Origin of the sequence: Actinokineospora pegani (assembly GCF_009745975.1) — a bacterium.
Classification (GTDB): Bacteria; Actinomycetota; Actinomycetes; order Mycobacteriales; family Pseudonocardiaceae; genus Actinokineospora; species Actinokineospora pegani.
In genome coordinates this window covers 44,046-66,047 of sequence record NZ_WHOL01000061.1, presented here as the reverse complement: position 1 = coordinate 66,047, position 22,002 = coordinate 44,046, and the positions used below count along the sequence as shown (strand labels likewise).

22 protein-coding genes are annotated in these 22,002 nt (G+C 72.8%); 13 read left to right on the top strand and 9 right to left on the bottom strand.

Annotated elements, in window-relative coordinates; translation table 11 throughout:
• Nucleotides 1-74: 74 nt before the first annotated feature.
• The 7 genes from purD to GCL84_RS29140 all read left to right on the top strand — a co-directional run bounded on the left by purD (nucleotide 75) and on the right by GCL84_RS29140 (nucleotide 6,563).
• Nucleotides 75-1,349 carry a phosphoribosylamine--glycine ligase gene (gene purD / locus GCL84_RS07035; protein ID WP_156754551.1) on the top strand — a complete coding sequence of 425 codons (1,275 nt, stop codon included), beginning with the start codon at nucleotides 75-77 and terminating at the stop codon, nucleotides 1,347-1,349.
• Nucleotides 1,350-1,457: 108 nt separating this feature from the next.
• Nucleotides 1,458-1,871 carry a PE domain-containing protein gene (locus GCL84_RS07030; protein WP_156754550.1) on the top strand — a complete coding sequence of 138 codons (414 nt, stop codon included), beginning with the start codon at nucleotides 1,458-1,460 and terminating at the stop codon, nucleotides 1,869-1,871.
• A 25-nt stretch (nucleotides 1,872-1,896) separates the two neighbouring features.
• The gene (locus GCL84_RS07025; RefSeq protein WP_268891334.1) at nucleotides 1,897-2,490 is read left to right on the top strand and encodes a DUF3558 domain-containing protein; all 594 of its coding nucleotides are present in this window, start codon (nucleotides 1,897-1,899) and stop codon (nucleotides 2,488-2,490) included.
• A gap of 9 nt (nucleotides 2,491-2,499) precedes the next feature.
• Entirely contained in the window at nucleotides 2,500-3,816 is a 1,317-nt protein-coding gene (locus GCL84_RS07020; protein ID WP_156754548.1) for a PPE domain-containing protein, read from the top strand.
• 10 nt (nucleotides 3,817-3,826) lie between these two features.
• A complete protein-coding gene (locus GCL84_RS07015; protein WP_235926045.1) occupies nucleotides 3,827-4,597 on the top strand; it encodes an ESX secretion-associated protein EspG in 771 nt (256 codons plus the stop codon).
• A gap of 600 nt (nucleotides 4,598-5,197) precedes the next feature.
• Nucleotides 5,198-6,373 carry an aminotransferase class I/II-fold pyridoxal phosphate-dependent enzyme gene (locus tag GCL84_RS07010; RefSeq protein ID WP_156754546.1) on the top strand — a complete coding sequence of 392 codons (1,176 nt, stop codon included), beginning with the start codon at nucleotides 5,198-5,200 and terminating at the stop codon, nucleotides 6,371-6,373.
• A gap of 19 nt (nucleotides 6,374-6,392) precedes the next feature.
• The gene (locus tag GCL84_RS29140; RefSeq protein ID WP_197523070.1) at nucleotides 6,393-6,563 is read left to right on the top strand and encodes a hypothetical protein; all 171 of its coding nucleotides are present in this window, start codon (nucleotides 6,393-6,395) and stop codon (nucleotides 6,561-6,563) included.
• A gap of 139 nt (nucleotides 6,564-6,702) precedes the next feature.
• Here the strand turns inward: GCL84_RS29140 and GCL84_RS07005 are convergent, their stop codons facing one another.
• Nucleotides 6,703-7,527, bottom strand: coding sequence for an MOSC domain-containing protein (locus GCL84_RS07005; protein ID WP_235926044.1), 825 nt, complete (start codon nucleotides 7,525-7,527; stop codon nucleotides 6,703-6,705).
• 60 nt (nucleotides 7,528-7,587) lie between these two features.
• On the opposite strand from GCL84_RS07005, the gene GCL84_RS07000 reads away from it, so the two are divergent.
• A complete protein-coding gene (locus GCL84_RS07000) occupies nucleotides 7,588-8,169 on the top strand; it encodes a hypothetical protein (RefSeq protein WP_156754544.1) in 582 nt (193 codons plus the stop codon).
• On the opposite strand, the gene purB is transcribed toward GCL84_RS07000, so the two are convergent.
• The 4 genes from purB to GCL84_RS06980 all read right to left on the bottom strand — a co-directional run bounded on the left by purB (nucleotide 8,166) and on the right by GCL84_RS06980 (nucleotide 11,707).
• Nucleotides 8,166-9,602 carry an adenylosuccinate lyase gene (gene purB, locus GCL84_RS06995; RefSeq protein WP_235926043.1) on the bottom strand — a complete coding sequence of 479 codons (1,437 nt, stop codon included), beginning with the start codon at nucleotides 9,600-9,602 and terminating at the stop codon, nucleotides 8,166-8,168. The genes GCL84_RS07000 and purB overlap by 4 nt on opposite strands.
• A 150-nt stretch (nucleotides 9,603-9,752) precedes the next feature.
• Nucleotides 9,753-10,337 (bottom strand): TetR/AcrR family transcriptional regulator, encoded by a 585-nt coding sequence (locus GCL84_RS06990; protein WP_156754542.1) that lies wholly within the window; start codon nucleotides 10,335-10,337, stop codon nucleotides 9,753-9,755.
• 52 nt (nucleotides 10,338-10,389) lie between these two features.
• On the bottom strand, nucleotides 10,390-11,160 hold the full coding sequence (locus GCL84_RS06985; RefSeq protein WP_156754541.1) for a hypothetical protein: 771 nt from the start codon (nucleotides 11,158-11,160) through the stop codon (nucleotides 10,390-10,392).
• A gap of 28 nt (nucleotides 11,161-11,188) precedes the next feature.
• Nucleotides 11,189-11,707 carry a SigE family RNA polymerase sigma factor gene (locus GCL84_RS06980; RefSeq protein WP_156754540.1) on the bottom strand — a complete coding sequence of 173 codons (519 nt, stop codon included), beginning with the start codon at nucleotides 11,705-11,707 and terminating at the stop codon, nucleotides 11,189-11,191.
• A gap of 142 nt (nucleotides 11,708-11,849) precedes the next feature.
• Here GCL84_RS06980 and GCL84_RS06975 point away from each other — a divergent pair, with 142 nt between their 5' ends.
• Nucleotides 11,850-12,905, top strand: coding sequence for a threonine aldolase family protein (locus tag GCL84_RS06975; protein ID WP_156754539.1), 1,056 nt, complete (start codon nucleotides 11,850-11,852; stop codon nucleotides 12,903-12,905).
• Here GCL84_RS06975 and GCL84_RS06970 read toward each other — a convergent pair.
• The 3 genes from GCL84_RS06970 to GCL84_RS06960 all read right to left on the bottom strand — a co-directional run bounded on the left by GCL84_RS06970 (nucleotide 12,853) and on the right by GCL84_RS06960 (nucleotide 16,387).
• A complete protein-coding gene (locus GCL84_RS06970) occupies nucleotides 12,853-13,650 on the bottom strand; it encodes a potassium channel family protein (RefSeq protein WP_156754538.1) in 798 nt (265 codons plus the stop codon). The genes GCL84_RS06975 and GCL84_RS06970 overlap by 53 nt on opposite strands.
• A 45-nt stretch (nucleotides 13,651-13,695) precedes the next feature.
• Entirely contained in the window at nucleotides 13,696-15,294 is a 1,599-nt protein-coding gene (locus tag GCL84_RS06965) for a GMC family oxidoreductase (RefSeq protein ID WP_156754537.1), read from the bottom strand.
• 88 nt (nucleotides 15,295-15,382) lie between these two features.
• A complete protein-coding gene (locus GCL84_RS06960) occupies nucleotides 15,383-16,387 on the bottom strand; it encodes an NAD-dependent epimerase/dehydratase family protein (protein ID WP_156754536.1) in 1,005 nt (334 codons plus the stop codon).
• Nucleotides 16,388-16,551: 164 nt separating this feature from the next.
• Between GCL84_RS06960 and purS the strand changes: the two genes are divergently transcribed.
• From purS to purL, 3 genes are read left to right on the top strand one after another with little or no spacing between them, the layout of a single operon-like run.
• Nucleotides 16,552-16,791, top strand: coding sequence for a phosphoribosylformylglycinamidine synthase subunit PurS (gene purS, locus GCL84_RS06955; protein ID WP_156754535.1), 240 nt, complete (start codon nucleotides 16,552-16,554; stop codon nucleotides 16,789-16,791).
• On the top strand, nucleotides 16,788-17,459 hold the full coding sequence (gene purQ, locus GCL84_RS06950; RefSeq protein ID WP_156754534.1) for a phosphoribosylformylglycinamidine synthase subunit PurQ: 672 nt from the start codon (nucleotides 16,788-16,790) through the stop codon (nucleotides 17,457-17,459). Before purS ends, purQ begins: the two co-directional genes overlap by 4 nt.
• A complete protein-coding gene (purL, locus tag GCL84_RS06945) occupies nucleotides 17,456-19,762 on the top strand; it encodes a phosphoribosylformylglycinamidine synthase subunit PurL (RefSeq protein ID WP_156754533.1) in 2,307 nt (768 codons plus the stop codon). The genes purQ and purL overlap by 4 nt, the downstream gene beginning before the upstream one ends.
• A 51-nt stretch (nucleotides 19,763-19,813) precedes the next feature.
• Here purL and GCL84_RS06940 read toward each other — a convergent pair whose 3' ends face one another.
• Complete coding sequence (locus GCL84_RS06940; RefSeq protein ID WP_156754532.1) at nucleotides 19,814-21,295, bottom strand: aldehyde dehydrogenase family protein; 1,482 nt, start codon at nucleotides 21,293-21,295, stop codon at nucleotides 19,814-19,816.
• A gap of 31 nt (nucleotides 21,296-21,326) precedes the next feature.
• Here GCL84_RS06940 and GCL84_RS06935 point away from each other — a divergent pair, with 31 nt between their 5' ends.
• Complete coding sequence (locus tag GCL84_RS06935; protein WP_156754531.1) at nucleotides 21,327-21,968, top strand: MBL fold metallo-hydrolase; 642 nt, start codon at nucleotides 21,327-21,329, stop codon at nucleotides 21,966-21,968.
• Nucleotides 21,969-22,002 lie beyond the last annotated feature (34 nt).

Below are 22,002 nucleotides of genomic sequence, written 5' to 3'. Positions count from 1 at the left end.
ACGGGTGCGTTAACGGCTGGTGCGGACGGCTTCGATTACCGCCGTTCGGGCGATAACCTCTAGGCTCTGCACCCGTGCGAGTCCTGGTGATCGGGTCCGGCGCCCGCGAACATGCCCTCGTCCTCGCGTTGTCGAGGGACCCCGAGGTGACCGCCCTGGCCTGCGCGCCGGGTAACGCGGGCACCGCGGCGCTGTCGGAGTCCTACGGCGTCGACGCCGCGAGTCCGGCCGCCGTCGTCGAGCTGGCCACCGGCTGGAAGGCCGACCTGGTCGTCGTCGGGCCGGAGATCCCGCTGGTCGCGGGGGTCGGCGACGCCCTGCGCGCGGCGGGCGTGGCCTGCTTCGGCCCCAGCGCCGCCGCCGCCCGAATCGAGGGGTCCAAGGCGTTCGCCAAGGACGTCATGGCCGCCGCGGGCGTCCCCACCGCGCACAGCGAGGTCGTGGACAACCCGGCCCGCCTCGACGCCGCCCTGGCCCGCTTCGGCCCCACCTGGGTGGTCAAGGACGACGGCCTCGCCGCGGGCAAGGGCGTCGTGGTCACCACCGACCTGCCCGCCGCCCGCGCGCACGCCATGACGCTGCTCGACAGCGGCCACCCGGTGCTGCTCGAGTCGTTCCTCGACGGGCCGGAGGTGTCGCTGTTCTGCCTGGTGGACGCCACCGGCGCCATCATCCCGCTGCAACCCGCCCAGGACTTCAAGCGCGTCGGCAACGGCGACGCGGGCCCCAACACCGGCGGCATGGGCGCCTACACCCCGCTGCCCTGGGCCCCCGAGGGCTTGGTCGAGGACGTGGTCGCCCGCGTCATCCGCCCGGTCGTCGACGAGATGGCCCGCCGCGGCGCCCCGTTCTCCGGCCTGCTCTACGCGGGCCTGGCCCTGACCGCCAAGGGCCCCGAGGTCATCGAGTTCAACTGCCGCTTCGGCGACCCGGAGACCCAGGCCGTCCTGGCCCTGCTCCGCTCCCCCATGTCGACCCTCCTGCACGCCGCCGCCACCGGCGGCCTCGCCGAGCACCCACCCCTGGACTGGTCCGACGGCTCCGCCGTCACCGTCGTCATCGCCGCCGACGGCTACCCCGGCCGCCCCCGCACCGGCGACGTCATCACCGGAGCCGACACCGAAGGCGTCCTCCACGCGGGCACCCGCCGCCGCGACGACGGCGCCCTCCTCTCCGCGGGCGGCCGCGTCCTCTCCGTCGTCGGCACCGGCGACGACCTGGCCGCCGCCCGCGAGGACGCGTACGCCAAGGTCGCCGCCGTGCACCTCCCCGGCTCCCACCACCGCACCGACATCGCCCTCAAGGCCGCCGACGGCGAGATCGGCGTCCCGGTCGCGGGCCAGTTGTAGGAACCCCCGACCGCGTTTCTGCGTCAAACCTCAAGTAGGTCCCACCAGCCCATTGGTAGCCTGCCGACGGAGACGACACAGTCACGATGCGTACGGGGGTCCCGTGACATGGAAATCAACCCACTCGCCGCCGTTGGGTCCGTCCTCGGCACGGTCAGCACCCTGCTCAACAACCTCACCCAGAACACCCCCACCAACGGCGGCCACTTCGTCGTAAACCACGACAACGTCCTAGCCGCCGCCAAGATCATCCAAAACCAGGCGGACGAGCTGCGCGCGACGTACACCGCAGCGTTGGAGAAGCTGGAAGTCGCCCCGCCGGGCGAGGACGAGGTCAGTGTCCGGATGGCCAAGGAGTGGAACCAGCTCCTGGTGCGCAACGGGGACTCCTATGCCAAGCGCGTACGGGACTACGTGGCTGGGCTGGACAACCTCGTCGCCCAGCTCACAGAGTCCGCCAGGGAGTACGGGTACAACGAGGACCAGGTGGCCTCCGCGCTCGGGGGTTCGGCCGTTGTCTAGTCGTGGCCTGTTGGCTACCGCCGTCGTGGTGTTGGCGGTGGGCTTGGCCGGGTGCACGAACACCGAGGCGGGCAGCCCCGCGCCCATGCGTGACCCCGCTCCGACGGAGTCGGGGGGCGGTGGCGGGGGGAGTGCCGAGCCCACATCGCCGAACCTTCCGGCACGGCCTGCCGAGCTGAGGTTGGACGCGGTTGACCCGTGTGCGGTCATGACCAAGGACCAGCTCAAGCAGATCAAGGTTTCCCGCTTCCTGCCCGGTACCAACGGCGGCGCGTTCGAGGGCGCGAAGAACTGCATGTTCAACGTCTTCGACCAAGGCAACAGCTACAGCTACACGGCCACCGTCGTGACCACCGAGGGAATCGGGCCTTGGTTGGAGGGCAAGCGGAACGTCGAGTCGAAGCTGGTAAGCGTTGAGGGTTACGCCGCGGCGCAGTATCACCTACCTGGTGAAGGCGAGTCGATTGACTGCTCGACCAGTGTCGATGTGGCTGAGGGGCAGCAGCTTGTGATCAGGATGACCCCGATCACCACCGGGAAGTTCTCCCAGGACCAGGTGTGCCAGCTCAGCGAGCAGGCCGCAGGGTTGGCCATGACCACACTCCAGGCATCGAGGTGAGGGGCTGAGATGGGCCAGGATCACGGACTCGGCAACCTGCGGTTCGAGGGCTACAGCTACCCCGCCCTCGCCGCCCAGTTGGACGGCCTGCGGCAGGGCCCGGGCGGCTCCTCGCTGGAGGAGGCGGTCCGGGCGCTCAAGCAGATCGCGGTGAGCCTCGAGGAGACCGACCGGACGTTGCGTACGGAGTTGGCTCGGATCGGGGTCGAGTGGGAGGGCGCCGCGTCCCAGGGTGGGCAGGAGGCGACTCAGCAGGCTGGGGTTTACGCCGAGGAGGCGGGGCCGGTGGTGGCGGCTTCCGCGTCTCAGGTTGGGGAGCAGGGGTCGGTGTTCGCCTCGACCTCGCGGTCGGCGCCGCAGGGTGGGGAGCTGCGGGGGGACACGCAGCAGAGCGTGTGGGACAAGGCGGCTGGGGCGTTCGGGTGGACTACTGATCACGCACATGAGGTGCAGCAGCGGCAGCAGGCGCATGATGCGGCGGCCGCGGCGATGAACGAGTACAAGAACGGGAGTCAGGCGGCGATCTCGGGGGCGCAGTCGTTGCCGGTGCCGCCGGGGTTGGACCTGGTGGCGCAGCCGCAGGGGGCGCAGGGGGGCACGTCGGCGCAGAGCTTCACCGTCAACTCGGCGACCTTCACCCCGGGTGGGGGCGGTGGGGCGCCTGGGGCTCCGGGGTCGGTTGGTGTGCCCGGTGGTGGATCGGGGCAGTTCGGGGCGTTCCCGGGGGGCGGTGGCGGCGGTGGGTCGGCGGGGTCGAACGGCAACTCCGGCAACGCCAACAGCCCCGGCAGCCCCGGCTCGAACTCGCCGAACGGGCCCGGGCGCCTGGCGGGGATCGGGCCCACCGGCAGCAACCCGGGCGGCCTGCCCGTGCAGGGCGCCTCGAACTTCGGCGGGCTCCGGCCCGGTCTCGGCATGATGGACGGCGCGGCCACGGCGGCCGGGATCGCGGGCGCCGGTGGGGCGGGCGCGGCGGCGGGTGCGGCGCTGGAGCGGGACCGGGTCGTGCGCGGTGCGGCCGGGGGCGGTGCCGCTGGTGGGGCCGCGGGTGGCGCCAAGGGGGTCACGCCGGACGGGGCCGAGGGCAAGAATCGGTCGCCGATCGCGGGTGCGCCGGAGGAGCAGGCCAGGGCCGCGCGCAACGCCGAGAAGCTGGGGGCGGGCCGGGGTGGGCGTGGTCCGTCGTCGGTGATGTCCCCCGCCGCGGGTGCGGGTGCGCCCGGTGAGGATGATGACGAGCACGTGCGCAAGTACGGGATCGACTCCGACGACGTCTTCGGCGACGAGCGGCTCGTGGTCAACCCCGTGCTCGGCCAGGACGAGTGAGGCCCACCCCTTGACCACCGGCTCTGTCGTGCTCTCGGCGTTGGAGTTCGACGTGCTCTGGGAGTCCGAGCGGCTCCCGCGCAGGCACGTCGCCATCGACGTCCCCAGCCCCGGCGCCACCCACACCGAGCGCGCGGACCTGGTCGAGGCGGCTCTCACCAGCCTCGCCGAGCGCGGGTTGGCCAAGGCGGGCCGGGCCGCGCCCGAGCTGGCCGACCGGCTGGCGCTGCTCGCCCACGCCAGGGTGAGCGTGGACAGCTGGGTGTGGACCGACCGCGAGATCCGGGCGCTGGCGGTGGCGGGGGGCGACGACGCGCTGCTGGCCGCTGTCGACCGCGCGGAGGTCTGGCTCATCCCGACCAGGGCCACCGCGCTGGCCGAGGCGGCCGTGTCCATCGCCGGGGAGGTCCCCGCGGGCCCGGGGCGGTCGGTCAGCCTGCCCACCGACCTGCTGCTGGAGGCGGACAAGGCCGCCGACGGCTCCCCGCAGGGCATGGTCACCACGCTGTACCAGAACGGGGTCATGCTGGCTGATGCGCAGACCCTGGCCGCGATGGCCAGCGGGGCCACCGTGCGCGGGCAGCTCGGCGCGACCCGGGTGTCGCGCCGCGACCAGCGCCGCCGCCGCGCCGAGCGGGTGGTGTCCTTCCACGACACGGAGGCGGGCCGCTACCTCTACCTGGCCAAGCCCAGTGCCGACGGGCGCATGTGGAGCACCGTCGCGCCCGCGGACAACGCGCGCCTGGCCGCCTGTGTGTGGGATTTGCTCGAAGAGGTCTGACCTGTGCTCAGGGGTCGACCCGTGACGGGCTCCAACATCAACCTGAAGGCGATCGAACAGTGCCGGGCCGCCGTGTCCGGCCAGGCCGGTCCGATCGCCGCGGCGGGCGACGGCCTGCCGGTCAACGTCGACGCCGGGGTCTTCGGCGCGCTGCCCAGCTCGGCCGGCTCGCCGACGAGGCGACCGAGCTCTACCAGGTCCAGCCCGCCGCCACCGGCACCCGCCTTACCACCGCCGGGACCGCCGCGAACGACTCCGTCGGCGAGGTCGACGCCACGGTCAGGCCCTGCGTCCCCGGCCCCGGCAAGAACATCGAGTGGACTCCGACGCCGGTCGTCGGCACCGATCCGGCGCGCGTGAACACCGCCCCGGCGAGCTCCGGCAGGTCATCCGGCGGTTCCGATCCCAGCGGTCAGCCCCGGGCGATGTCCAGCAGTAAATCCAGGAAGCGATCGCCGAGCTGCGCGAGCACGGCGTCGCCGTGTCCGAGGCGGACGCCCAGACCATCCAGCACGAGTCCAGCGGAAACCCCAACGCGATCAACAACCGGGACTCCAACGCCGCCAACGGCCCCCCCACAACACGGCCTAGGCTCCGACAATGCACAGCTCCCGCCTGCTCGGGGTCGCGAACCGCGCGCTGGTCCCCCCGTTCTACGTCATGGACGTCCTGTCCGCGGCCAACGCCAGGCAGCGCACGCACGGGGATGTCGTGTCGTTCGCGGCGGGGCAGCCCTCGACCGGGGCGCCGAAGGCGGTGCGGGCGGCGGCGGTCGAGGCGATCGCCGCCGACCCTGGGTACACCGAGCAGTTGGGCATCCCCGAGCTGCGGCAGGCGATCGCGGGCCACTACGGGCGCTGGTACGGGGAGCCGGTCTCCGCCGAGGACGTCGTGGTGACCACCGGGTCCAGCGGCGGGTTCCTGCTGGCCTTCCTGTCGGCGTTCGACGTCGGCGCCAGGGTCGCGCTGACCAGGCCCGGGTACCCGGCCTACCGCAACATCCTCACCGCGCTGGGCTGCGAGGTCGTCGAGCTGGCGTGCCTGCAGCCCACCGTCGAGGCGCTCGAGGCGGCCGGGCCGCTGGACGGGCTGATCGTGGCGAGCCCGGCGAACCCGACCGGCACCGTGCTCGCCCCCGCCGAGCTGGCCGCCATCGCCGGGTGGTGCACCGAGCGCGGGGTGCGGCTGGTCAGCGACGAGATCTACCACGGCATCTCCTACGGGGCCGAGACGGCGACGGCGTGGGCGCACTCGCGCGAGGCCATCGTGGTCAACTCGTTCTCGAAGTACTTCGGGATGACCGGGTGGCGGCTGGGGTGGCTGCTGGTCCCCGAGCGGCTGCGCGCGGCCGTGTCCTGCCTGACGGCGAACTTCACCATCTGCCCGCCCGCGCTGTCGCAGCGAGCCGCCGTCGCCGCCTTCACCGACGAGGCCTACGCCGAGCAGGACGGCCACGTCGCCCGCTACGCCACCAACCGCCGACTGCTCCTCGACGGCCTCGCCGACCTGGGCATCACCGGCGTCGCCCCCGCCGACGGCGCCTTCTACGCCTACGCCGACGTGTCCCACCTGACGCACGACTCGATGGCCTTCTGCAAGCGCCTGCTCGCCGACACGGGCGTCGCCGTCGTCCCCGGTGTCGACTTCGACCCCGCCGACGGCGGTCGCTCGATCCGGTTCTCCTTCGCCGGGTCGAGCGAGGACGTGCGGGAGGGCTTGCGCAGGCTGGGACCCTGGCTGGGAACGATCGACGGCCCGGGCTCGTTGACCGGCTGAGTGCACCAGGGGAGGAACCATGCTGCTCAAGATCATCGGCGCGATCATCGTGATCTGGATCGCGTTGAGCGTGATCGGCTTCGTGTTCAAGGCGATCGGCACCCTGCTCATCATCGCCGCCGTGGCGACGGTGGGCGTCGCCGCCTACGGCGCGATCAAGGGCAAGTCCAACAAGCAGATCGGTCGCTAGGTCGTGTTCGGGAGCCGCTGTTCGCGATAGCCGCGCCGGACGCGGCCCCTGACGGCACGGGGTGAAGGCACCTCCACCCCGCACCGCCACCGAACCACCCCGATCACGACTCTCGTCGAACCGACTTCCGAAACACGACCTAGCCCGCGGCCCAGCGGCGGACCCGCACCCGGTCGCCGACGGCGATCGTGCCCGGGGTCAGGACCGCCAGTTTGGCGCCGAAGCTGACGCCGCCGCCGAAGTCGGGCTCGCGGCGGTAGGAGGCGAGCGTGCGGGTCGGCTCCGGGCCGTCGCGCTCGCCCGTGCGCTGGTCGACGGTGGGGACGGCGCAGCGGATGGCCTTGGTGGAGAAGCCGAGGTCGGCGGTGCCGATGCCCAGCTCGCGCACGGTGTCCTCGGTGTGCGGCTCGGCCCAGCCGGAGACGACGACGTTGGGGCGGAAGCGGTCCATCGGCACCGGCCTGCCGCCGCTGCCCGCGATCCGCTCGTTCAGAGCGTCCAAAGAGGACTCGGAGATCATCGACAGCGCGTGCGCGTCGCTGAACCCGATCTTGCCGGGGTGCTCGCCCCAGCCGTCGCGGTCGTGCTCGGGGGCCACCCCGACCAGCCGCACCTGCCTGCCCAGCGCCTCGCTGCACCAGCGCGCCGCGTCCTCGCCCTGGTCGACGGCCTCGCCGAACCAGTGCTTGAAGAGGCTGACCTGCCGCCGCGGCCCGTCGAGGACCACCCGCACCTCGGTCGAACTGCCGCCGCGGGTCAGCCGGAGGCCGCCGTCGACGAACTCCGGCCGGACCGTCGCCATCGCGGGCAGGACGCGTTGGCTGAGGAACACGCCGTCCTCGGCCGAGACCACCATGAGCGCCCGGTCGCCGACGACGCCGGTGACCGACACCTCGGCCCGGTCGAGCGCGACGGCGGCGAAACCCTTCACCGGGTAGCAAAAGAGCGCGGAAACCGTTGTCACCTCGGTAAAGTACCGTGACATGCGAGAATAGGCGGCACGTTTACGCGAGGGGAGGAACCCGTGCGCCTCCGGACGGTCCTGCTCGTCGGGGCGGCCACCGCGCTGACGACTGCCTGCACGACAGTGGTCGAGGGGGTCCCCGGCCCGTCCGCGAACATCCACCAGACCGGCTCCAAGCCCGAGCCGACCGCCCCCCGCGTCCTGAGCCTGCTGCCCAAGCAGTGGGGCGAGCAGGCGGGCATCCGCAACGACGCGCTCGGCCTGATGGTGAGCTTCAGCTTCGACAAGATCGTGGTCGACCCCAAGTGCACCGGCCGGGCCGCGACCAAGCCTGCCAACGGGCACTTCATCGCCATCACCGTCACCGCCGAGACCGGCCCGAACTACGACGGCGCCACGCTCCACGACCTCAACAGCGCCGACTTCAAGGTCATCGACCCGAGCGGCGACCTCGACACCAGCCCGTTGCAGACCGCGGCGGCCAACAGGTGCCTGCCCGGCAGCCGGTACCTGCCCGACCTGGTGAAACAGGGCCAGGTCTACCGGGGCGAGATCGTCCTGGACACGCGGTTCCCCAAGGGCAGCGTCGTCTTCCGACCAGGAACCCTGCAGGACAACGCCGGGTGGTCCTGGGCGTTCTAGAGGATGGCCCCCGGCGCGTACCCGGCGGCGTCGGGGAAGCGGTCCAGCACCTCGGCGACGCGGGCGACCACGGCCGCCACCTGCCCCCCGGCGACCCCGGTGAACGACACCCGGTCGGCCACCAGCGCGTCCAGCCCGGCCCGGTCCAGCGGGACGCGCTCGTCGGCGGCGAGGCGGTCGAACAGGTCGTTGCGGTCGAGGCCCTGCTCGCGCATGGCCAGCGCCACCGCGACGGCGTTCTCCTTGATCGCCTCGTGCGCGGTCTCCCGGCCGACCCCGGCCCGGACCGAGGCCATCAGGACCTTGGTGGTGGCCAGGAACGGCAGGTAGCGGTCGAGTTCGCGGGCGACGACGGCCGGGTAGGCGCCGAACTCGTCGAGCACGGTCAGGAAGGTCTCCAGCAGGCCGTCGAGGGCGAAGAAGGCGTCCGGCAGGGCCACCCGGCGCACGACCGAGCAGGACACGTCGCCCTCGTTCCACTGGTCGCCCGCCAGCTCGCCGACCATCGAGGCGTGCCCGCGCAGGATCACGGCCAGGCCGTTGACGCGCTCGCAGGACCGGGTGTTCATCTTGTGCGGCATTGCCGAGGAGCCGACCTGGCCGGGCTTGAAGCCCTCGGTGACCAGCTCGTGGCCCGCCATCAGCCGGATGGTCTTGGCCAGGCTGGACGGGGCGGCGGCGACCTGGACCAGGGTGGTGACGACCTCGTAGTCCAGCGAGCGCGGGTAGACCTGCCCGACGCTGGTGAACCGGTGCGCGAAGCCCAGGTGCTCGGCGACGACCCGCTCCAGCTCCACCAGCTTGGCCTCGTCGCCGAGCAGGTCGAACATGTCCTGGGCGGTGCCGACCGGGCCCTTGACCCCGCGCAGCGGGTACCGGGTGATCAGCTCGTCGAGCCGGGCGAAGGCGACCAGCAGCTCGTCGGCCGCGGTGGCGAACCGCTTGCCCAGCGTCGTGGCCTGCGCGGCGACGTTGTGCGAGCGACCCGCCAGGACCAGGTCGGTGTGCTCGGTGGCGAGCCGGGCCAAGCGGCCCAGGACGGCGGCGACGCGGGTGCGGACCAGCTCGAGGGAGCGGCGGACCTGGAGCTGCTCGACGTTCTCGGTGAGGTCGCGGGAGGTCATGCCCTTGTGCACGTGCTCGTGACCGGCGAGGGCGTTGAACTCCTCGATGCGCGCCTTGACGTCGTGGCGGGTGACCCGCTCGCGGGCGGCGATGCTGTCCAGGTCCACCTGGTCGAGGACGCGGCGGTAGTCGTCGATGGCGCCCTGGGGGACGTCGACGCCGAGGGTGGACTGGGCGGTGAGGACGGCCAGCCAGAGCTCGCGCTCCAGGCGGATCTTCTCCTCGGGGGACCAGAGGGTGGCCAGCTCGGTTGAGGCGTAGCGCCCGGCGAGGACGTTGGGGATGCGGGGCTTCTGCGCTGCGGTCACGGGGGGCGAGCCTAGTCGGCGCTGCGCTCGGGCCTCAAAAGCCGGGGGATTCGCGGGCATTGCTCGTTGGGGTGAATGCGTGAGCCCGGGGACCCCTACGACGATCATGCGCTGTGTGAGGGCAAGAGCGGGGGGCTTGGTGGTGGCTCTTCAGTCCAGGAAGTCTTGGAGCATGTGGCGGGCTCGGCCTCGTGGGTCGGGGTTGACCTCGATGAGGGCGTTGACCACCGCGCCGTCCACCAGGGCGATGAGTTGCTCCAGGCGGGCGGGGGTGATGGGGGTTCGGCAGCGGGTGAAGGCCTCGGCCAGGAGGCCTCGGAGTTCTTGGCCCAGGCCCAGGGTCAGCTCGCGCAGGTAGGGGCGGCGGCCGGTGGCTATGAGGCGTTCGTAGCGGAGCAGGACCATCTCGGCGTCGTCGTCGTTGTTCCTCGGGCCCAGGAGCAGGTCGATGACCAGGTCCAGGAGTTGTCCGGTGCCGGTGTCCGGGGCGGCCAGCTCGTCCAGGGCGGCGCGGCCCCTGGTCAGTTCGGCGCGGCCGTGGAACTCCAGGGCGGAGGTGATCAGCTCGTCGAGGGAGTCGAAGTAGTACGTCGTCGAGGCCAGGGGCAGGCCTGCGCGTTCGGCCACGGCTCGGTGGCGGACGGCGTCGAAGCCGCCCTCGACCATCAGGGCGACGGCGGCTTCGATCAGCGCGTGTCTGCGGCGCTCCCCCTTGGGGGTGCTCGCGGTGGTCATCTGGCCGTGGTGGGTGGTGGGTGCATGGTGGGGGCGATGCTGCCAGACCGGGTCAGAGACCCGCCGCCAGCTTCTGGGCGAGTTCGCGCAGCGCGGTGTCGTCCAGTGGGGGGCCCGCCGAGCCGTCCATGCCCTCCTCGGCCAGGACCAGGCTGGCCCCGGAGGCGGTCTTGAGCACGATGCCGGTGGTGCCGTCCGGGCGGCTGTCCCACGGGGGCTGCTGGACCTGGGCGGCGCCCGCCGGGACCAGCATGATCGACAGCAGGCCCCGGCTGGGGCCGTTCTGCGCGACCACGGCGGCCGAGCGGGCGCCGCTCGGGCAGGTCAGCGGGGAGCGCACCGCCGAGCCCGCGGCGGAAGTGGCGGCCGGGAGCCCGCCCGCGAGGGCGTTGGCGAGCTCCCGGTCCGCCGTTCCGCACCCACCAGGGGTGCCGCCGGCATCAGCGCCGGCGTCCCCCGACGGTTCGCCCCCCTGCAAAGGCGTGCCCGTCGGGGAGTTCCGCGTGCCCTCGAGGATGCGCGGGCCGCTGTTGCCGCCCGGCTGCTCGGGGACCGGTCCGCTCCCGTTCTCCTGGTTCCCGTTGCCGGGCAGGGTGGCGACCGAGACCGTGTTGTCGTTCGACTGGGTCGTGCTCCACACGCTCACGCCGACGACCGAGGCGCCTGCGAGCAGCACGACGCCGAGGGCGGACCCGGCCAGCACGCGATTGCGCTTGCGGGTCAGCCGGTTCGACTCGGCCACCACGTCGTCCGCGCCGAACGACGCCGGGGGGGCCGCCGGGACCGCCGCGTCGAACATGTCGGAGAGCTCGCGCTCGTCCATCGCTAGCCCCACCTCCTCGTCGTGCCGGTCACGGCGCCGACCTCAGATCGTCGAGGGCGTCGCCCAGGACCTCGCGGAGCGCGGTCAGCCCGCGCGCCGTCTGACTCTTCACGGTCCCCTCGGAGCACTTCATCGCCGCCGCGGTGGCCGCGACGTCGAGCCCCTCCAGGAACCGCAGCACGAGCACCGCCCGTTGCCTGGGCGGCACCTGCGCCAGCGCCTCGAGCAACGTCGACCGCGTGGCGACCGCGTCGCCGACCTCCCGGTCGGCGGCGGGCACCTCCGGCACCTGGTCGACCCCGCGCTCCCGCCGCCAGGGGCGGCGGGTCTCGTCGATCATCGCGCGGACCACACTGCGCCGGACGTAGGCGTCCAGGGCCCCGCGGTCCCGGATCTTGCGCCAACGGCGGTGCAGCGCGACGAACGCGGTCTGCGCCAGGTCGTCCGCACGGTGCCAGTCACCGCAGAGCATGTAGGCGGTCCGCCGCACGGCTTCCCGCCTCGCGGCGAAGTACTCCGCGAAATCCTGCTCCTCGCGCTCTTCCACGCGGACGCTCTCCGCTCGTTCGTTCCGATGGGGGGACGGACGTGCCCCGCACAAAGGTTGCACGGACCCCCGATGAGACCTATGCCACCCCTACCGGAGCGCGCGCCGCGTGGGCGGGCCACCGGTGTGGTGTCATCAGATCGTGACCACCGTGCGCGCGATCGACCTCCGATCGGACACCGTGACCCAGCCCGACGAGATGATGCGGGTGGCGATGTCGGCCGCCGAGGTCGGTGACGACGTGCTCGACCACGACCCGACCATGCGCAGGCTCGAGGACGAGGTCGCGGCCCTGGTCGGCATGGAGGCGGCGCTGTGGGTGCCCAGCGGGACCATGGGCAACCTGATCGCGCTGATGCTGCACCTCAACCGGGGTGACCGGTTCCTCGCCGCCCGCGGCTCGCACGTCCTCGAGGCCGAGCTGGGCAGCGCCGCGTGGCTGGCGGGCGGGATGCCGCACCCGCTGGAGTGGACCGCGGGCCCCGGCCGGTTCGCCGCCGAGGACGTGCGCGCCATGGCCACCCCGAGCGCGCCCTATTACGCCCTGCGCACCCGGCTGCTCTGCCTGGAGAACACGCACAACTTCGCGGGCGGCGCGGTCACCCCGCCCGACGAGCACGCCCGCCTGGTCTCCGCCGCGAAGGAGGCGGGCCTGCGGGTGCACCTCGACGGCGCCCGGCTGTGGAACGCGGCGGTGGCGCTCGGCGTGCCGCCCGCGGCGCTGGCGGTGGGCGTCGACACCGTCCAGGTGTGCCTGAGCAAGGGCCTCGGCGCCCCGGTCGGCTCGGTGCTGGCCGGGCCGTCCGCCCTGGTCAGGGAGGGGCGGCGGGTGCGCAAGATGCTCGGCGGCGGGGTCCGGCAGGGCGGTGTCCTGGCCGCGGCGGGCATCCTCGCGCTGGAGCGGATGGCCGACCTGGAGGTCGACCACGCCAACGCGCGCTCGCTGGCCGACGGGCTCACCGAGCTGGGCTGGGCGGTGGTGCGGCCGGAGACCAACATCGTGCTCGCCGAGGTCCCGGACACCAGGGTGGCGCTGGCGATGCTCGACCAGGTCGGGGTGCTGGCCGCCGCCGTGCCCGGTGGTGTGCGATTTGTCACACACCGAGATGTCCCGACCTCGGACATCGGCGAGGCGCTGCGCCGGATCAGCGGTCAGGTGAGCGGTCGGTCGGCCGCGGAGCACCCGGTGCGGGCGTGACCGCAGGGCGGTCCTCGGGGGCGACGGACGCGCGCAGCTCCCGGATCTCGGCCCGCAGCGCCTCCATCTCGACGCGGGTCGCCTCCTCGACGTTCTGCTCGATCCCGGTCATCTTCTCCACGAACCAGGACGCGATCACCCCGGTGACCACGCCGAGCAGCGCGATCCCGCCGACCATCAGGCTCACCGCGACCAGCCTGCCCTCGGTGGTCACCGGGTAGCGGTCGCCGTAGCCGACGGTGGAGATCGTGGCCATGGTCCACCAGACGGCGTCGCCGAAGGTGGTGATGTTGGCGTCCGGGCTCGTCCGCTCCGCGTCCAGCACGGCCAGCGCCGAGCAGAACACCACCAGCACGGTCGTCCCGGCCACGTAGACGCCGACCTTGCCGCGCAAGTCCGCGCCGAGGCGGCGGTTGAGCACCTTGAACACGGTGATCAGCCGCAGTGCGCGCAACTGGCGCACCATCGGCAGCGCGACCGCGAGCAGGTCGAACAGGTGCCGCCAGACGAACCGGCCCTTGCGCTCGGCCATGGTCAGCCGCACCAGGTACTCCCCGGCGAAGACCGCCCAGATGATCCAGAGCACGACCTCCAGCAGGCTGCGCACCCACGGCGTGGCCCCGCCGTCCAGCACCTGCCAGGCGTAGGCGACCAGGAACAGCACGGCCAGGCCGGTGAGCGGCAGATCCGTGCGGGTTTCCCACGCGGTCAGCCTCGGCTCGTCTTCGTTCGTCTGCGTCGGCATGCGCGCCATCTTCACCCGGTGGGCGCCGGTTTGGCCACAGTGGAGTCAGCCGGTGACCAGGTCGGCACCCTTCTCCGCCAGCATGACCGTCGGCGCGTTGGTGTTGCCGCGCGGGATCACCGGGAACACCGAGGCGTCCACGACGCGCAGTCCCTGGACCCCGCGCACCCGCAGTTCGGGGTCGACGACGGCGGCCTCGCCGGAGCCCATCGCGCAGGTCCCGACCGGGTGGTAGAGCGTCTGGGTCCAGGTGCGCACGTGCTCGGCCAGGTCGTCGTCGGTCAGCCCGCGGCCGTCCACGGGGCGCTCGGGCAGGTACGGCGAGGCCAGGAAGCGGCGCAGCCCGGCGTGCTCGCCGATCTCGATGAGCGTCTTCGTCGCCGCGACCTGGGCCTCGAGGTCGGCGGGGTCGGCGTAGTAGGCGGGGTCGAGCAGCGGCCGCCAGCGCGGGTCGGCCGAGCGCAGCCGCAGCGTGCCCCGGCTGGCGGGGGCGACGAGCGTTGTGGCGGTGGTGAAGCCGCGGGCGGGGGCCTCGCGCAGACCGTTGTCGTAGAACATCGTCGGCGCGATGTGGAACTGCATGTCCGGGGCGGCGAGCCCGTCGCGGGTGTGGATGAACCCGCCCCCCTCGCCGATGTTGGACGACAGCGGGCCGCGGCCCAGCGCCTGCCACTGCGCCAGCCGGGCCGGGGTGAGGGCGTCGGTCAGGTCGCTGGTGCCCTTGGTCAGCCAGATCACCGGGGACGCCGGGTGGTCGTGCAGGTTCTCGCCGACGCCGGGCAGCGGCACCACCACGTCGATCCCCAGTTCGCGCAGGTGCTCGGCCGGGCCGATGCCCGAGAGCATGAGCAACTGCGGGGAGTTGATCGCACCACCGGACAGCAGCACCTCCCGCTCCGCGCGGACGGTGGTGGTCCGCCCGCCGCTCAGGTACTCCACGCCCACGGCCCGCGAGCCGTCGAGCACGACGCGGGAGCACAGCGCCCCGGTCCGCACGGTGAGGTTCGCGCGCGCCAGCGCCGGGCGCAGGTAGGCGTCGGCGGTCGACCAGCGGCGGCCCCCGCGGCAGGTCACCTGGTACAGGCCGACCCCATCCTGCTCGGCGCCGTTGAAGTCGTCGTTGCGCTTGAGCCCGGAGTCGACCGCGGCGTCGAGCCAGGCCGTGGTCAGCTCGTGGGTGAAGCGGCGGTCTTCGACGCGCAGCGGCCCGTCGGAGCCGTGCAGCGGGCCGCCCAGGCGGGTGTTGCCCTCGGCCTTGACGAAGTAGGGCAGCACGTCGTCGTGGCCCCAGCCGGTGGCGCCGAAGTCGTCGCGCCAGGCGTCGTAGTCGGCCCGGTTGCCCCGGATGTAGATCATCGCGTTCATCGACGACGAGCCGCCGAGCATCCGCCCGCGCGGCCAGTACGCCGAGCGCCCGCCCATGTGCTTCTGCTCGGTGGTCGCGTAGTTCCAGTCCCACCGGGTCTTGAACAGCGAGGCGAACGCCGCCGGAATGTGGATCTCGTCCGCGTCGTCGGGCTCCCCGGCCTCCAGCAGCAGCACCGAGACGTCCCGGTCCTCGCTCAGCCGGGCGGCGAGCACGCAGCCCGCGCTGCCCGCCCCGACGACGATGTAGTCGAACCACTCCTGCGGCTGCGCTGCCAAGCTGGCCTCCAAGGCCGGTGGGGCCGGCCAGGTCAGGCCGGCCGGTCGATAGTGCCCCCTCTGGCCCGGTGGCGCAGCCACCTGGCGACTACGAGTCGAGCGCGGCCAGCACCTCGCGCTCCTGGTCCGGGGTCAGCCCGGCCTTGCGCTCCCGGTCGAGGCCCAGGGCGCGCTCGTGGTCCAGCGCGCCCGCCACCACCTCGGCCAGCGGCCGGGAGACCAGGCCCGCCGCCGCGGCGGGCGCGGGGTCGCGGTTGGTCATGTTCCGGTGGGAGTCGGGCAGCCACAGCGGCAGCGACCGGGGCCCCGACCAGGCGGCCACCCCCAGTTCGGTCAGCCGCCGCGGCGCGACCGGCACCAGGTCAACGTCCGCGCTGACAGCCTCGGAGATGGCGGCGAGCAGGTCCCGCAGCGGCGTCGCGGGCCCGATGCCGTCGTGGGTGCCGGTCAGCCCGCGCTCGCCCGCGTCGACGATCCAGCGGGCCAGGTCGCGCACGTCGACGAACTGGCTGGGCTGGTCGGAGTCAGGGACCACGACCCGCCCGCCCCGGCTCATCCGCGCGGGCCAGTAGCCGAACCGGTCGTGCTCGTCGCCGGGCCCGGTGATCAGCCCGGCGCGGACGACCAGCGACCGGTCCTCGCCCGCGGCCCGGCGCACGGCGTTCTCGCTGGCGACCTTGATCGACCCGTAGCGGTCGGGGTCGGTGGCGAGCAGGTCGCGGGAGCCGTGCTCGGCCCGGGGCGGCAGCAGCGGGTCGGCCACCCCCGCCGGGGTCGCCGCCGGGTCGGCGTAGACGCTGATCGAGGAGACGAACGTCCAGTGCGCGGTCCGGTCGGCCAGCGCGGCCAGCGCCCGGCTCACCCAGTCGTAGGAGATCGGCGCGAGGTCGACCACGGCGTCGAAGCGGCCCAGACCGGCCAGCGGGGCCAGGCCGTCGACGGCGTCCCGGTCGACCACCACCAGCCGCGCGCCGTCCGGGACCGGCCCGGCCAGGCCGCGCGCCGCGCAGAGCACCTCGTGCCCGCGCGCCACCGCCTCCGCCGCGACCGCCCGGCCGACGAACCGCGTGCCACCCAGAACCAGAACTCGCATGTCCCCCACCCTGTCCCCGCGGGCGCCCCCGGTCCAGCTATCTCGCGGCAGGCGAACGCCCGGTCTCGCGGCCGCGCCGCTGGTGGGCGGCGGTGCGGAGGTGAACGCCCAGGTCAGGTACTCTTCGCCAGTACCGGCCGAACGCAAATCAGGAGCAGCCGACCGTGGCCCGAGTCGTCGTCGACGTCATGCCCAAGCCGGAGATCCTCGACCCCCAGGGGCAAGCCGTCGCGCGCGCGCTGCCCAGGCTGGGGTTCACCGGGGTGTCCGACGTCCGCCAGGGGAAGCACTTCGAGCTGGAGGTCGACGACTCGGTCGACGACGCCACGCTCGACAAGATCGCCGAGGGCTTCCTCTCCAACCCCGTTGTCGAGGACTTCGTCGTCCGGCGGGTGCAGTCGTGAGGGTCGGGGCGGTCACCTTCCCCGGCACCCTCGACGACTCCGACACGCTGCGCGCGATCGCCGCGTCCGGCGCCGAGGCCGTGCCGCTGTGGCACGGTGACGCCGACCTCAAGCAGGTCGACGCCGTGGTGCTGCCCGGCGGGTTCTCCTACGGCGACTACCTGCGCGCGGGCGCGATCGCCCGCTTCGCCCCCGTCATGGGCGAGGTCGTCGACGCCGCCCGCAAGGGCCTGCCGGTGCTCGGGATCTGCAACGGGTTCCAGGTGCTGTGCGAGGCCGGGCTGCTGCCGGGCGCGCTGCTGCGCAACTCGGAGCTGCACTTCGTCTGCCGCGACCAGTGGCTCAAGGTGGAGAACAACACCACCCCGTGGACCTCGCGCTACGACGCGGGCGCGGAGATCATCATTCCGCTGAAGAACCAGGACGGCCGCTTCACCGCCTCCCAGTCCACTGTGGATGAGCTGGAGGGCGAGGGCCGGGTGGTGTTCCGCTACGTCGGCGGCAACCCCAACGGGTCCGTCAACCACATCGCGGGCATCTCCGACGCGACCGGCCGGATCGTCGGCCTCATGCCGCACCCCGAGCACGCCATCGACGCGCTCACCGGCCCGTCCGACGACGGCCTGGGCATGTTCCTGTCTCTCCTCGACCAGGTGGTGAGCGCGTGACCGACACGGTCGACAACGCCAAGAACACTCCCGACCAGGAGCAGCCCTACCGCGAGCTGGGCCTCAAGGACGACGAGTACGCCCGCGTCCGCGAGATCCTCGGCCGCCGCCCCACCGACGCCGAGCTGGCGATGTACTCGGTGATGTGGAGCGAGCACTGCTCGTACAAGTCGTCCAAGGTGCACTGGCGGCACTGGTCGGCCAACACCACGCCGGAGATGAAGGCCAAGATGCTCGCGGGCATCGGCGAGAACGCGGGTGTGGTCGACATCGGCGACGGCTGGGCGGTCACCTTCAAGCTCGAGTCGCACAACCACCCGTCCTACGTCGAGCCCTACCAGGGCGCGGCGACCGGGGTCGGCGGCATCGTCCGCGACATCATGGCCATGGGCGCCCGCCCGCTCGCGGTGATGGACCCGCTGCGCTTCGGCGCGCCGGACCACCCCGACACCAAGCGCGTGCTGCCCGGCATCGTCGCGGGCGTCGGCGGCTACGGCAACAGCCTCGGCCTGCCCAACATCGGCGGCGAGGTCGTCTTCGACGCCTCCTACCAGGGCAACCCGCTGGTCAACGCGCTGTGCGTGGGCGCGATGCGCGCCGAGGACCTGCACCTGGCGCACGCCTCGGGCACCGGCAACAAGGTCATCCTCTTCGGCGCGCGCACCGGTCTCGACGGCATCGGCGGCGTGTCCGTGCTGGCCAGCGCTACTTTCTCCGGCGACGAGGGCGGCACTGAATCGACGCTCGACCCCGCAAGCGGATCTTCGGCGCGCAAGAAGCTGCCCGCCGTCCAGGTCGGCGACCCGTTCACCGAGAAGGTGCTCATCGAGTGCTGCCTCGAGCTGTTCCGCGAGGGCATCGTGGTCGGCATCCAGGACCTCGGCGGCGCCGGCCTGTCGTGCGCGACGTCCGAGCTGGCCTCGGCCGGTGACGGCGGCATGCGCGTCGAGCTGGACAAGGTCCCGCTGCGCGCCACCGGGATGACCCCGGCGGAGGTCCTCTCCAGCGAGTCGCAGGAGCGGATGTGCGCGGTGGTGAAGCCGTCCGACGTGGACGCCTTCATGCGCGTGTGCGCCAAGTGGGACGTCATCGCCACCGAGATCGGCGAGGTCACCGACGGCGACCACCTGGTGATCACCTGGCACGGCGAGACCGTGGTCGACGTGCCGCCGCGCACCGTCGCGCACGAGGGCCCGATGTACGAGCGGCCGATCGCCCGGCCCGACTACCAGGACGCGCTGGTCGCCAACGGCCCGGAGGCGCTGCCCCGCCCGTCCACCCCGGACGAGCTGCGCGCGCTCGTGCTCCGGATGGCCGCGTCGCCGAACCTGGCCTCGCGCAAGTGGGTCACCGAGCAGTACGACCGGTACGTCCGGGGCGGCACCGTCCTGGCCCAGCCCTCGGACTCCGGCATGATCCGGGTGGACGAGCAGACCGGCCGCGGCGTCGCCCTGGCGACCGACTGCAACGCCCGGTTCGTGAAGCTGGACCCCTACACCGGCACCCAGTTGGCGCTGGCCGAGGCGTACCGCAACGTCGCCGTCTCGGGTGCTGAGCCGCTGGCGGTCACCAACTGCCTGAACTTCGGCTCCCCCGAGGACCCGGGCGTCATGTGGCAGTTCGAGCAGGCCGTGCGCGGCCTGGCCGAGGGCTGCAAGGAGCTGGGCATCCCGGTCACCGGCGGCAACGTCAGCTTCTACAACCAGACCGGCACCACGGCCATCCACCCGACCCCGGTCGTCGGCGTCCTCGGCGTCATCGACGACGTCCGCCGCCGGATCCCGACCGGCATCGGCGCCGAGGCGGGCGAGACCCTGCTCCTGCTCGGCGACACGCACGACGAGTTCGGCGGTTCGGAGTGGGCGCACGAGGTCCACGGCCACCTCGGCGGCACCCCGCCGCGGGTCGACCTGGCCCGGGAGAAGCTGCTGGGCCAGGTGCTGGTCGCGGGCTCCCGCGACGGCATGGTCACCGCCGCCCACGACCTGTCCGACGGCGGCCTGGCCCAGACGCTGGTCGAGACGGTCCTGATCGGCCAGACCGGCGCCCGGGTCTTCCTCGACCCCGACCAGGACGCGTTCGTCCAGCTCTTCAGCGAGTCGGCCGGGCGCGTGCTGGTGGCCGTCCCCCGGTCGGAGGAGCTGCGCTTCACCGAGATGTGCAAGGTCCGCGGGCTGCCGGTCCGGCGGACCGGCGTGGTGGACCCGGAGTCGAACGCCCTGGAGATCCAGGACATCGGGGTCATCCCGCTGACCGAGCTGCGCGAGGCCTGGGAAGGCACCCTGCCGAAGCTCTTCGGCTGACCGACGACGGAGAAGGGCCCGGCGAGCACTTCGCCGGGCCCTTCTCCGCGCTCAGCGCCGCTTGCCGTGCAGCAGGGTGATCAGCTTGGCGACCTGCGCGTCCACCTTGGCCGTCCTGGCGAAGGTGGTCAGCGTCAGCGGTGCGGCGAAGCGCTGCCTGGTGATGGCCTTGGGGCGCCCGAACTCGCGGAGGCCCTCGGGGCCGTGGATGCGGCCGAAGCCGGAGTCGCCCACGCCGCCGAAGGGCAGCGACGGGACGCCCGCGAAGGAGATGACCGAGTTGATCGAGGTCATGCCGCCGCGCAGCTTGCGGGCCAGTTCCATGCCCTTGGCCTTGGCGAAGACCGAGCCGCCCAGGGCGTACTTGGAGGCGTTGGCCTTGTCCAGGGCCTCGTCCATGTCCTTGACCTTGGTGATGGTCAGGGTGGGGCCGAAGGTCTCCTCCTGGACCGCCTCCGAGGACTCGGGGACGTCCACCAGGATGGTGGGCTCGGCGTAGCGGTCGCCGACAGTGCCGCCCAGCAGGACCCGGCCGCCGGAGCGGATGGCGTCGGCGATGTGCCCGCGGATGATCTCGAGCTGGGCGGGCATGGTGATCGGGCCGATCTTGGCCCCGCTGTCGCTGCCCGCGCGGACGTCCTTGGCCTTCTCGGTCAGGGTGGTGACGAAGCTGTCGTAGACCTGCTCGTGGACGTAGACCCGCTCGATGCCGACGCAGGTCTGGCCCGCGTTGGACATGCCGCCCCACAGCGCGCCGTCGGCGGCTGCGTCGACGTCGGCGTCCGCGTCGACCAGCATGGCGTCCTTGCCGCCCGCCTCGATGAGCACCGGGGTCAGGGTCTCGGCGCAGGCGGCCATGATCTTGCGGCCGGTGGCCGCGGAGCCGGTGAACGCCAGCTTGCCGACGCCCGCGCGGCACAGCGCCGCGCCGGTCTCGCCGAAGCCGGTGACGAGCTGGAAGACCGGGTGCTCGGGCACCGCGTCGGCGAAGGTGTCGACGAGCCACTGGCCGACGCCGGGGGTGTGCTCGCTGGGCTTGAAGACCACGGCGTTGCCCGCGGCCAGCGCGTAGGCGATCGAGCCCATCGGGGTGAAGACCGGGTAGTTCCACGGGCCGATCACGCCGACGACGCCGAGCGGCTGGTACTCCACCCACGCGGCCTGGTTCGACATGAGCAGGCCGGGCGAGCGGCGCTTGGCGCCCAGGACCTTGCGCGCGTTCTTCGCCGCCCACGCGGTGTGGTCGATGGCCAAGATGATCTCGATCATCGCGTCCGCGTGCGGCTTGCCCGTCTCGGCGTGCACCACGTCGGCGAGCTGGGCGGCGCGGCGGGTGATGATTCCCTTCCAGCGCTGCAGCCGCTCCGCGCGGCCGTCGAAGCCCAGCGACGCCCACCACGCGGCCGCGGCCTCGGCTCGGCGGACCGCCGCCCCGACCTGCTCGGCGGTGTGCACCGGGTGGGTGCCCACCACCTCGTCGGTGGCCGGGTTGAGCGAATCGAAAGTGGTGGTCGTCGACTGCACGCTCGTCATGGACCCCAAGCTACGCCGTACCCTGGGCGGCGTGAAGGTCACGCACTTCGGGCACTCCTGCGTCCTGCTGGAAACCGGCGCCGCGCGGATCCTGGTCGACCCCGGCTCGTTCTCCAGCGGGTTCGAGGACCTGCGCGACCTCGACGGCGTCCTGGTCACCCACATGCACGCCGACCACCTCGACGGCGGCAGGCTGGCCGAGCTGGTGCGGGCCAACCCGCACGCCCGGGTGGTGTTCGACGCGGCGAGCGCGGCCGAGGCGGCCAAGTCCGGGGTCACCGGCACGGTCGTGGGGGTCGGCGAGCGGCTCGAGGTGGGCGGGGCGGTGGTCGAGACCGTCGGCGGCGAGCACGCGCAGATCCACCCGGAGATCGAGGTGCCGCCCAACCTGGGGTTCCTCGTCGACGGCGGCGCGTTCTACCACCCGGGCGACTCGTTCCACGTGCCCGGCGCCGCCGTGGACGTGCTCGGCCTGCCGACCGGCGCGCCCTGGCTCAAGCTCGGCGACGCGGTCGAGTTCCTGCGGGCCGTCGCGCCCAGGGTGGCGGTGCCGATCCACGAGCAGACCCTCAGCCGCGCGGGCATCGACATGTCGCACAACCGGTTCGGGGCGATGGCGCCCGCCGGGTCGACCGTGTCGGTGCTGACGCTGCGCGACACGACCGAGGTCTGATCCGCCGTCCGGTTACATCATCGGCGCGCCGATG

Bases quoted from the DNA above. Each gene is read 5' to 3' on its own strand.
- GCL84_RS07020 (WP_156754548.1), top strand. From the start codon at position 2,500: ATGGGCCAGGATCACGGACTCGGCAACCTGCGGTTCGAGGGCTACAGC.
- GCL84_RS06960 (WP_156754536.1), bottom strand. From the start codon at position 16,387: ATGCGAGTTCTGGTTCTGGGTGGCACGCGGTTCGTCGGCCGGGCGGTC.
- GCL84_RS29140 (WP_197523070.1), top strand. From the start codon at position 6,393: ATGCTGCTCAAGATCATCGGCGCGATCATCGTGATCTGGATCGCGTTG.
- GCL84_RS06990 (WP_156754542.1), bottom strand. From the start codon at position 10,337: ATGACCACCGCGAGCACCCCCAAGGGGGAGCGCCGCAGACACGCGCTG.
- GCL84_RS06940 (WP_156754532.1), bottom strand. From the start codon at position 21,295: ATGACGAGCGTGCAGTCGACGACCACCACTTTCGATTCGCTCAACCCG.
- GCL84_RS07010 (WP_156754546.1), top strand. From the start codon at position 5,198: ATGCACAGCTCCCGCCTGCTCGGGGTCGCGAACCGCGCGCTGGTCCCC.
- GCL84_RS06970 (WP_156754538.1), bottom strand. From the start codon at position 13,650: ATGCCGACGCAGACGAACGAAGACGAGCCGAGGCTGACCGCGTGGGAA.
- GCL84_RS07030 (WP_156754550.1), top strand. From the start codon at position 1,458: ATGGAAATCAACCCACTCGCCGCCGTTGGGTCCGTCCTCGGCACGGTC.
- GCL84_RS06985 (WP_156754541.1), bottom strand. From the start codon at position 11,160: ATGGACGAGCGCGAGCTCTCCGACATGTTCGACGCGGCGGTCCCGGCG.